The organism is Paraburkholderia tropica (assembly GCF_014171495.1).
Lineage (GTDB): Bacteria > Pseudomonadota > Gammaproteobacteria > Burkholderiales > Burkholderiaceae > Paraburkholderia > Paraburkholderia tropica.
In genome coordinates, this window is the sequence record NZ_CP049134.1 from 2556618 (window position 1) to 2565744 (window position 9127).

Consider the following 9127-nt stretch of genomic DNA (forward strand, 5'->3'; position numbering starts at 1 on the left):
GCTTAACGGTAGACCGGGAAACGCTTCGTCAGCTCCGAGACCTGCGCCTTCACGCGCTCGATCGTCGCTGCGTCTTCCGGGTTGTCCAGCACATCGGCGATCAGATTGCCGACCTGCTCGGCTTCCTTCACGCCGAAGCCGCGCGTGGTCATCGCCGGCGAGCCCAGACGGATACCGCTCGTCACGAACGGCTTTTCCGGATCGTTCGGGATCGCGTTCTTGTTCACGGTGATGTGCGCCGCGCCCAGCACCGCTTCCGCAGCCTTGCCGGTGATGTTCTTCGCGCGCAGATCGACCAGCATCACGTGGCTTTCCGTGCGCCCCGAGACGATACGCAGACCGCGCTTGACCAGCGTTTCAGCCAGCACGCGCGCGTTCTCGACCACTTGCTGCTGATAGGTCTTGAACTCCGGCGTCGCGGCTTCCTTGAACGCCACGGCCTTGCCCGCGATCACGTGCATCAGCGGACCGCCCTGAATGCCCGGGAAGATCGCCGAGTTGATGGCCTTTTCGTGCTCGGCCTTCATCAGGATCACGCCGCCGCGCGGGCCGCGCAGGCTCTTGTGCGTGGTCGTGGTGACGAAGTCGGCGAACGGCACCGGGTTCGGGTAGACGCCCGCGGCGATCAGGCCCGCGTAGTGCGCCATGTCGACCATGAAGTACGCGCCGACGGCCTTGGCGACCTTGGCGATGCGCTCGAAGTCGATGCGCAGCGCGAACGCCGACGCGCCCGCGATGATCAGCTTCGGCTTCGTTTCGTGCGCGCGCTTTTCGAGCGCGTCGTAGTCGATGTCTTCGTTGGCATCGAGCCCGTAGCTCACGACGTTGAACCACTTGCCGCTCATGTTGAGCGCCATGCCGTGCGTGAGGTGGCCGCCTTCGGCGAGGCTCATGCCCATGATGGTGTCGCCCGGCTTCAGGACGGCGAAGAACACGCCCTGGTTGGCCTGCGAGCCGGAGTTCGGCTGGACGTTGGCGGCTTCGGCGCCGAACAGCGCCTTGACGCGGTCGATCGCGAGCTGCTCGACGATATCGACGTTTTCGCAGCCGCCGTAATAACGCTTACCGGGATAGCCTTCGGCGTATTTGTTGGTGAGCTGCGAACCCTGCGCGGCCATGACGGCGGGCGAGGTGTAGTTTTCCGACGCGATGAGCTCGATGTGCTCTTCCTGGCGGCGGTTCTCGAGTTCGATCGCGGCGAAGAGTTCGGGATCGACGTTGGCGATGGTGCTTTCGGCTCTGTCAAACATACGGGTTCCGTTAAGTGTGTTCAGGTTGACCGGGTCTCGCGCGGAACGCGTAGCGGGTACGCGGCGCTGCTGGCGAAGTGGCCAGCCTTGACGTGGCGGAAGAAGGTGCCGCACACGCGAGGCAGGACAGCCCGTGCAGCGCTCATTGAAGCGCGCGGATCTCGGCTGCCCAGGCGAACGGCAAAACGGCACCCTGCGCTTCACGGTGGGTCGTTCCACCTTGAGTTCCTGATCGAGCCGCGCCAGACGCAGCATGACGCGCGCTTGTTACAGCGGCCTTTACAGCGCCTTTTTCGGCATCGCGTGCAGCAAAACATACACGCGCCGCCATTCAGGAACCCTATCGCCAGTCACGCAGGGATTGAGCGCGTAAGTGTATTGGAACGGCCCGGAATAGGCAACCGAGGCGACCCGCGCGCGGGCGTCGGCGACGGTGGTGAGGCGTATCGCGGTTATCGCGCGCAGGCGGCCGCGCAGACAGGCGCAAAGCCGGTCGCGGCATGGCGCCGACATGCCGACACGGGGCTGGCGCGCGTTCTGACCCTTCCTTGCCGCAGCGCCGCAATGGAAGTAGGCTTTCCCCTTTCTTCGCCTACCACCGACCAGGGAGCAACCATGATCGTTTTCGTCACCGGCGCATCTGCGGGATTCGGCGCCGCCATCGCGCGGGCCTTCGTCAAGGGCGGCCATCGCGTCGTCGCCACGGCACGCCGCAAGGACCGCCTCGACGCGCTGGCCGCCGAACTCGGCGACGCGCTTCTGCCCTTCGAACTCGACGTGCGCGACCGCGCCGCCGTCGAAGCCGCGCCCGCCGCGCTGCCGCCCGAATTCGCCGACGTTGACGTGCTCGTCAACAACGCGGGCCTCGCGCTCGGCGTGGAGCCGGCGCAAAAGGCCGACCTCGACGAATGGGAGACCATGATCGAGACCAATTGCACCGGTCTGGTGCAGGTCACGCATGCCTTCCTGCCCGGCATGGTGGCGCGCAACCGCGGCCATGTCTTCAATCTGGGCTCGGTGGCGGGCCGCTGGCCGTACCCGGGCGGCAACGTCTACGGCGCGACCAAGGCTTTCGTGCGCCAGTTCAGCCTGAACCTGCGCGCCGACCTCGCCGGCACCGCGCTGCGCGTGACCGACATCGAGCCCGGCCTGTGCGGCGGCACCGAGTTCTCGAACGTGCGCTACCGCGGCGACGACGCCAAAGCCGCCAATGTTTACAAGGACGTACAGCCGCTCACGGCTGAAGATATCGCCGACTCCGTCTACTGGATCGCCACACGCCCCGCGCATATCAATATCAATACGATCGAGCTCATGCCGGTCGCGCAATCGTTCGCCGGACTGAGTATCCACCGCGGATAAATTTGCTTTCAATTTTCCTGCGTATGTCAGTCGTCCGAACGGCGTTCGCGCCGCACGTTCCGGTAGAATGCGCGGCATGGAAATCTCCACCAGCAAGCCGGGTACGGCCCCAAGTTCGGAGGCCGCGTCCGGTTTTAGATGGCCGATACGCGTCTACTACGAAGACACCGACGCCGGCGGCATCGTGTTCTACGCGAACTACCTGAAGTTCTTCGAACGCGCGCGCACCGAATGGCTGCGAGCCTGCGGCGTTGATCAACGCAGGCTTGCCGAGGAAACCGGCGCCCTCTTCGTCGTGCGCAGCACCGCGCTCGACTACCGGGTGCCCGCCCGTCTCGACGACGTCGTGACGATCGTGAGCCGCCTCGACAAGCTCGGCCGCGCGTCAGTCGATTTCATGCAGGAAGCGTGGCGCGGCGACACCTTGCTGGCCACGGGCAAGATCCGCGTTGGCTGCGTGGCGAGCGTCGACGGCACCATGCGCGCGACCGCCATTCCCGACCACGTTCACGAGGCTTTGGAGCGTGGCATGAAGAAAGTCTTACCAACCGTGTCAACGGCATCCGCTTAATTGCCGTTGATACGACGCCAGTGAACTCGCGCGGGTCTTTGCAGGACCAAGCTGGGTTCGGCCGCGACGGCGCGCTGCCTTGCCGTTTGCCTTCGGGAAGCTTCGCGTTGACTTGCAGCCGCTCGCCCCTTCCGGGACGTTACAACGAACCTCTATGAACACTACACAAGATCTGTCGATCATTTCACTCGTTCTTAATGCGAGCATACTGGCACAGGCGGTGATGGGACTTCTCCTGTTGCTGTCTCTGATCTCCTGGACCTTCATCTTCCGCAAGTGGTTCGCCATCCGCCGCGCACGCCGGCAGACCGAGCGCTTCGAACGCGACTTCTGGTCGGGCGGCGACCTGCAGGCGCTCTACCAGAGCGCAGCGAACAACCGCCACACGATCGGCGCGCTCGAGCGTATCTTCGAGTCGGGCATGCGCGAATTCCTGAAGGCCAAAGAGAAGCGTCTGAACGATCCGAGCCTCGTGCTCGACGGCGCCCGCCGCGCCATGCGCGCGGCCTTCCAGCGCGAAATGGACGCGCTCGAGGCGAATCTCTCGTTCCTCGCCTCGGTCGGCTCGGTCAGCCCGTACATCGGTCTGTTCGGCACCGTGTGGGGGATCATGAATGCGTTCCGCGGTCTCGCGAACGTGCAGCAGGCCACGCTCGCGAACGTCGCGCCCGGCATCGCCGAAGCGCTGACGGCCACCGCCATCGGTCTGTTCGCCGCGATTCCGGCCGTCGTTGCGTACAACAGCTACGCGCACGACATCGACCGTCTGGCGATCCGCTTCGAAACCTTCATCGAAGAGTTTTCGAACATCCTGCAGCGTCAGGCCCACTAATCTTCACGAAGCAAGGAGTCGAAGATGGGAGGCTCAGTCCGTTCGAGCATGCGAGGCAGCCGCTCGCGCCGCGCGATGGCCGACATCAATGTCGTGCCGTACATCGACGTGATGCTGGTGCTGCTCGTGATCTTTATGGTGACCGCGCCGCTGGTGGCGCCGTCCATTGTCAATCTGCCGACCGTCGGCGGCGCGTCGCAGCAGCAGCAGGTTCCGCCCGTCGTGGTCAATATCCGGCCCGACGGCAATCTGAGCGTCAAATATAAGGACGACTCGGGCGCCACGCAGCAGGAAACCATGTCGCGCGCCGACCTCAACGGCTTCGTCGCCGACCGCGAGCAGAGTCATCCCGACCAGCCCGTCGTGATCGCCGCCGACAAGTCCGTGAAGTACGAGACGGTGATGAACGTCATGTCCGATCTGAAGGCGCATGGCGTCAAGCGTGTCGGACTGCTCGTCAAATCGCAATGACCGGCAAGAAAGACACTTATCCATTGCAGCCTCCGCGCGAGCGTGGCACGGGACGTGCTATAGCGCTCGCCGTGGTCATGCACGTGCTGCTCGGTTTCTTCCTCTACCACGGCATCCACTGGCAGAACAGCACGCCGGCGGGTGAAGAGGCGGAGCTCTGGACCGAGGTGCCGGACCTGTCGACGCCGAAGCCGCTGCCGCCGCCCGCGCCGGTGGCCCCTGCCCCGCCGCCGCCGCAGACGGAAGACGCCGACATCGCGCTGCAGCAGCAAAAGCGCAAGCAGCAGGAAGCGGCGCGCGAGGCGCAACTGGCCGAGCAGCAGCGCATCAAGCAGCAGCAGGAAGCCGATGCGAAGCGCCAGCAGCAACTGGCCGCCCAGCAGGCGGCGCAGCTCGCCGCGCAGCAAAAGGCCGCGAAGCTCAAGCAACAGCAGCAGCAGCAGGAACAGCAGCAGCAGGCCGCCGAGAAGCTCAAGCAGCAGCAACAGCAGCAGGACGCGCTGAAGAAGCAGCAGGAAGAAGAGCAGCAGCAGAAACAGGCGAAGCTCGACGCCCAGAAGAAGGCCGACGCCGAGAAGGCCGCCAAGGCCAAGGCGCAAGCCGACGCCCAGGCCAAGAAGCTCGACGCCGAGCGGCGCGCGCGCATCGCGCAGATGCAAGGCTCGATGGGCGGCGGCGAAGGCACGAGCGGCAACGGTCTCGCGAAGAGCGGCACCGGCAGCGGTTCGGGCGGCAATGCAGCCACGCCGGGTTATGCCGACAAGGTGCGCCGCCGCGTGCGTCCGAATATCGTCTGGGCCGGCGACACGTCGGGTCTCGAGACGGAAATCGCGGTGCGCTGCTCGCCGAGCGGCACGCTGCTCTCGGCAACGGTCACGCGCAGCAGCGGCAATGCGTCCTGGGACGACGCCGCGTTGCGCGCGGTCCAGCGCTCGGACCCGATGCCGCAGGACACCGACGGCAAGACGCCGTCGAGCTTCAAGATTACCTTGCGCCCGGCGGGTTGACGGCGCAAGTCAGAGTGCAAAAACGCTGGCGCGCGGCGGCAGGCAGGAACGATTCGATGCTTTTCGGGTCTGTCTGCTGTCGCGCGGTGTGACAAATATCGCTTTTTCAGGAAACATCACAGCATGAGTCTGATGACGAAAATTGGCCTGCGTACCCTCGTCGCTTCCTGCCTGATCGCAGTGGGCGGCGCCGCGAACGCCCAACTCAACGTCCTCGTCACCGGCGTGGGCTCCACCCAGTTTCCGATCGCCACGGCGACCTTCGCGGGCGAAGCCAATTCGCCGCAGCAGGTCGCCGCGATCGTGCGCGCCGACCTCGCGCGCAGCGGCAAATTCACGAACGTCGACGCCGGCAGCGCGCCGGTCTCGGAAACCGACTCGGTCGACCTCGGCGGCTGGAAGGCCAAGGGCGCCAACGCGTTCGTCGCGGGCAGCGTCAACAAGCTGCCGAACGGCCAGTACGAAGTGCGCTTCAAGCTCTACGACACCGTCAAGGGCGAAAGCCTCGGCGGCCTCGTGCTGCAAAGCCCGCCCGCGGGCCTGCGCATGAGCGCGCACAAGGTCGCAGACTACATCTATCAGAAGCTGATGGGCGACCGCGGCGTGTTCGCCACGCGTCTGTCGTACGTGATCCGCACGGGCGGCCGCTATCAGTTGCAGATTTCGGACTCCGACGGACAGGACGCGCACATCGCGCTCTCCAGCCCCGAGCCGATCATCTCGCCGGCCTGGTCGCCCGACGGCACCAAGGTCGCTTACGTTTCTTTCGAAAAGAAAAAGCCCATCGTCTACGTGCATGACCTGCCTACGGGGCGGCGCGTCATCATCTCGGACCAAAAGGGCAACAACTCGGCACCGGCCTGGTCGCCGGACGGCCGCACGCTCGCCGTCGCGCTGTCGCGCACGGGCAACACGCAGATCTTCGCCGTCAATGCCGACGGCTCCGGTTTGCGCCGCCTGACGCAAGGCACGACCATCGACACCGAACCCACCTTCTCTCCTGACGGACGCTCGATTTACTTCACGAGCGACCGCGGCGGCCAGCCGCAAATCTACAGGATGTCCGCACAGGGTGAGAGCGCAGGCGCAGCACAACGCGTGACGTTCACCGGCAGCTATAACACGAGCCCGCGGGTCAGCCCCGACGGCAAACAGCTGGCGTACATCTCACGCACGGGCGGCGGATTTAAGCTGTACATTCAAGATCTGCAGTCCGGCGTCGCAACCGCGCTCACCGACACGACACATGACGAATCGCCCAGCTTCGCGGCGAACGGTCAGTACATTCTTTACGCCACTCAGGTGAACGGCCGTGGCGTGCTGGCTGCTGTATCGACCGACGGTCGTACGCGGCAAATCCTGTCCGTTCAGGGCGGCAGCGTACGCGAGCCGTCCTGGGGTCCTTTTATGCAATAACACTTCAGGAGAGCAAAAATGATGTCGAACAAATTCCGCCTGGCGCTGGCCGTCTTGATGATCGGTGCACTGGCCGCGTGTAAGTCGGCTCCGAAGACCGACGAAAACGCGAACGCCGGCTCGATGAGCACGCAGCCGAACCCGAACGCCGTCGCGCAAGTGAACGTCGACCCGCTGAACGATCCGAACAGCCCGCTCGCCAAGCGCAGCGTGTACTTCGACTTCGACAGCTACGCAGTCAAGGACGACTACCAGAGCGTGATCCAGGCTCACGCCCAGTACCTCAAGACGCACCCGGAACGTCACGTCCTGATCCAGGGCAACACCGACGAGCGCGGCACGAGCGAGTACAACCTGGCACTCGGCCAGAAGCGTGCTGAAGCTGTCCGCAAGGCGCTGTCGCTGATGGGCGTGCCCGATTCGCAGATGGAAGCTGTGAGCCTGGGCAAGGAAAAGCCGGTCGCGCAAGGTCACGACGAAGCCTCGTGGGCGCAAAACCGTCGTGCCGACCTCGTGTACCAACAGTAATCTGAGCATTGGATGAAGGGGCGTATGTCGCACCGTTTCTCCCCGCTGCGGGTAGCCGCAGCCGCCTGCGTGGCCGGCGTCGCCTTTGCGGCGATTCCGGCCCACGCGGGTCTCTTCGATGACGATCAGGCGCGCCAGGCGATTCTCGACCTGCGCGCCAAGACCGACAATCTGTCGAGCCAGTTGTCCGCCGCACAGCGCACGATTCTCGATCAGTCCAACCACATCGACCAGCTCAACCAGCAGGTCGCCACGTTGCGCGGACAGACCGAGGATCTGGCGAACGAGCTCACGACCCTGACGAAGCAACAGAAGGACTACTACACGGATCTCGATACGCGTCTCAAGAAGTTCGAGCCGCAGCAAGAGACCGTGGACGGCGTGCAGGGTACCGTTCAGCCGGGCGAAATGGATGCGTTCAACTCCGCTTCCCAGCAGTTCCGCAACGGTGACTTCAAGCAGGCCGCTTCGTCGTTCCGCAGCTTCATCTCCAAGTATCCGCAGAGCCCGTATCAGCCTACGGCGCAGTACTGGCTCGGCAACGCGCTGTATGCGTTGAAGGACTACAAGGGGTCGACGGCGACGTGGCAGGGCGTGGTCAAGAACTATCCGCAACATCCGCGCGCAGCCGAGTCGCTGCTGGCGATCGCGAACAATCAGATGGAGCAGGGGCAAAAGGCTGCGGCCAAGCGCACGCTCGAACAGATCGTTTCGCAATACGGCAGTTCGGAAGTTGCCCAGACGGCACAGAGCAAGCTGTCACAGCTCAAGTAAGCGCCGCTGGATCGATGTAGCGTGAAGCGAATGCGGCCGTCGTTGCGATGTCGACGACCACCGGTTCGCCAAACGCGCCTCTCGCACTCCCCGAAAAGCCCGGAATACGCTGTATTCCGGGCTTTTTCTTTTGGGATGTCTTGCTTATGCGCTCCCGAGCGCCGAATGAACGCTCGGCTCAGGGTTGACACGTATAGGATGTCTGCTATAATCCCGCTTCTTTCGGGTCGTTAGCTCAGCTGGTAGAGCAGCGGACTTTTAATCCGTTGGTCACAGGTTCGAATCCCGTACGGCCTACCAAAGCTTGAAACAAGAAGCCCAGTCCTCGCGACTGGGCTTTTTGCTTTGGCGCGCCGCTTTCTGATGGCGGCGGCCTGCGTTCCCCGGCAAGCCTCGCGCAACTCAGCGTGTATACTTCCCTACCCCGCCGTTCCCCCGCCGCACAGGCCACGTCAACATGAAGTTCTCGACTCTCGCCTGCGTCATGCTCGCGCTGCTCTGGATCAGTCTGCGCGTCCAGGCCCAAGTTCAAGCCCCGCCCGAAGACTACGAATATCTGCGCCGAATGAAGGTGCCCGACGCCGTGGTGAACTGCGTCGCCGCGCTCGATCAGTGGGTGCATGGCGCACCGCGCTACGATTCGCTGATGGTCCCCGACCGCCGCGCGCTCACCGCGAAAGTCGAAAGCCCGGTGCCCGCGGGTGCGCTGCCTGACGGCGCGTCGAGCCCGGTACCGCAGGCCTCGCCCATCGACACGCTGATTCACCTGCGCGGCTTCGCGAAACTGCGCGGCAAGTACGCATGGGTGCCCGTCAAGGCGACGTGCGGCATCTGGCGTACGCACGTGGTCGATGTCGCGCTCGCGCCGCACGGCACGCACGGCGGCGATTCGCCGATCCACTAACGCGCCTCATCA

Annotated in this window: 10 protein-coding genes, 1 tRNA gene and 1 riboswitch; of the genes, 10 read left to right on the top strand and 1 reads right to left on the bottom strand. The window is 64.3% G+C overall.

Translation table 11 applies throughout. The features are described 5' to 3' along the window. Positions 1-2 precede the first annotated feature (2 nt). Positions 3-1250 (bottom strand): serine hydroxymethyltransferase, encoded by a 1248-nt coding sequence (gene glyA / locus G5S35_RS11545; protein ID WP_124263255.1) that lies wholly within the window; start codon positions 1248-1250, stop codon positions 3-5. Positions 1251-1410: 160 nt separating this feature from the next. Continuing rightward, positions 1411-1614: riboswitch (ZMP/ZTP riboswitch) on the bottom strand. A 251-nt stretch (positions 1615-1865) separates the two neighbouring features. Here glyA and ydfG point away from each other — a divergent pair. From ydfG to G5S35_RS11595, 10 genes are all read left to right on the top strand, one after another. Further along, on the top strand, positions 1866-2612 hold the full coding sequence (gene ydfG, locus G5S35_RS11550) for a bifunctional NADP-dependent 3-hydroxy acid dehydrogenase/3-hydroxypropionate dehydrogenase YdfG (RefSeq protein ID WP_176081761.1): 747 nt from the start codon (positions 1866-1868) through the stop codon (positions 2610-2612). Between the two features lie 67 nt (positions 2613-2679). After that, entirely contained in the window at positions 2680-3183 is a 504-nt protein-coding gene (gene ybgC, locus G5S35_RS11555; RefSeq protein WP_065059252.1) for a tol-pal system-associated acyl-CoA thioesterase, read from the top strand. 154 nt (positions 3184-3337) lie between these two features. Further along, positions 3338-4015 carry a protein TolQ gene (gene tolQ, locus G5S35_RS11560; protein WP_027817805.1) on the top strand — a complete coding sequence of 226 codons (678 nt, stop codon included), beginning with the start codon at positions 3338-3340 and terminating at the stop codon, positions 4013-4015. A 24-nt stretch (positions 4016-4039) separates the two neighbouring features. Further along, positions 4040-4486 carry a protein TolR gene (gene tolR, locus G5S35_RS11565; protein WP_065059253.1) on the top strand — a complete coding sequence of 149 codons (447 nt, stop codon included), beginning with the start codon at positions 4040-4042 and terminating at the stop codon, positions 4484-4486. Further along, positions 4483-5493 (top strand): cell envelope integrity protein TolA, encoded by a 1011-nt coding sequence (gene tolA, locus G5S35_RS11570; RefSeq protein WP_065059254.1) that lies wholly within the window; start codon positions 4483-4485, stop codon positions 5491-5493. Before tolR ends, tolA begins: the two co-directional genes overlap by 4 nt. Positions 5494-5616: 123 nt before the next feature. Then, positions 5617-6909 carry a Tol-Pal system beta propeller repeat protein TolB gene (gene tolB, locus G5S35_RS11575; RefSeq protein WP_065059255.1) on the top strand — a complete coding sequence of 431 codons (1293 nt, stop codon included), beginning with the start codon at positions 5617-5619 and terminating at the stop codon, positions 6907-6909. A gap of 18 nt (positions 6910-6927) precedes the next feature. Further along, the gene (gene pal / locus G5S35_RS11580) at positions 6928-7437 is read left to right on the top strand and encodes a peptidoglycan-associated lipoprotein Pal (protein ID WP_065059256.1); all 510 of its coding nucleotides are present in this window, start codon (positions 6928-6930) and stop codon (positions 7435-7437) included. A gap of 24 nt (positions 7438-7461) precedes the next feature. Continuing rightward, complete coding sequence (gene ybgF / locus G5S35_RS11585; RefSeq protein ID WP_065059257.1) at positions 7462-8211, top strand: tol-pal system protein YbgF; 750 nt, start codon at positions 7462-7464, stop codon at positions 8209-8211. A 224-nt stretch (positions 8212-8435) separates the two neighbouring features. Next, positions 8436-8511, top strand: a tRNA-Lys gene (locus G5S35_RS11590). A 157-nt stretch (positions 8512-8668) separates the two neighbouring features. Further along, positions 8669-9115 (top strand): BspC domain-containing protein, encoded by a 447-nt coding sequence (locus G5S35_RS11595; protein WP_237181288.1) that lies wholly within the window; start codon positions 8669-8671, stop codon positions 9113-9115. Positions 9116-9127: the final 12 nt, after the last annotated feature.

Excerpts from the sequence above, each read along its gene's own strand:
- glyA (WP_124263255.1), bottom strand. The coding sequence starts at position 1,250 with ATGTTTGACAGAGCCGAAAGCACCATCGCCAACGTCGATCCCGAACTC.
- tolA (WP_065059254.1), top strand. The coding sequence starts at position 4,483 with ATGACCGGCAAGAAAGACACTTATCCATTGCAGCCTCCGCGCGAGCGT.
- G5S35_RS11595 (WP_237181288.1), top strand. The coding sequence starts at position 8,669 with ATGAAGTTCTCGACTCTCGCCTGCGTCATGCTCGCGCTGCTCTGGATC.
- ydfG (WP_176081761.1), top strand. The coding sequence starts at position 1,866 with ATGATCGTTTTCGTCACCGGCGCATCTGCGGGATTCGGCGCCGCCATC.
- tolQ (WP_027817805.1), top strand. The coding sequence starts at position 3,338 with ATGAACACTACACAAGATCTGTCGATCATTTCACTCGTTCTTAATGCG.
- tolR (WP_065059253.1), top strand. The coding sequence starts at position 4,040 with ATGGGAGGCTCAGTCCGTTCGAGCATGCGAGGCAGCCGCTCGCGCCGC.
- tolB (WP_065059255.1), top strand. The coding sequence starts at position 5,617 with ATGAGTCTGATGACGAAAATTGGCCTGCGTACCCTCGTCGCTTCCTGC.
- ybgC (WP_065059252.1), top strand. The coding sequence starts at position 2,680 with ATGCGCGGCATGGAAATCTCCACCAGCAAGCCGGGTACGGCCCCAAGT.
- ybgF (WP_065059257.1), top strand. The coding sequence starts at position 7,462 with ATGTCGCACCGTTTCTCCCCGCTGCGGGTAGCCGCAGCCGCCTGCGTG.
- pal (WP_065059256.1), top strand. The coding sequence starts at position 6,928 with ATGATGTCGAACAAATTCCGCCTGGCGCTGGCCGTCTTGATGATCGGT.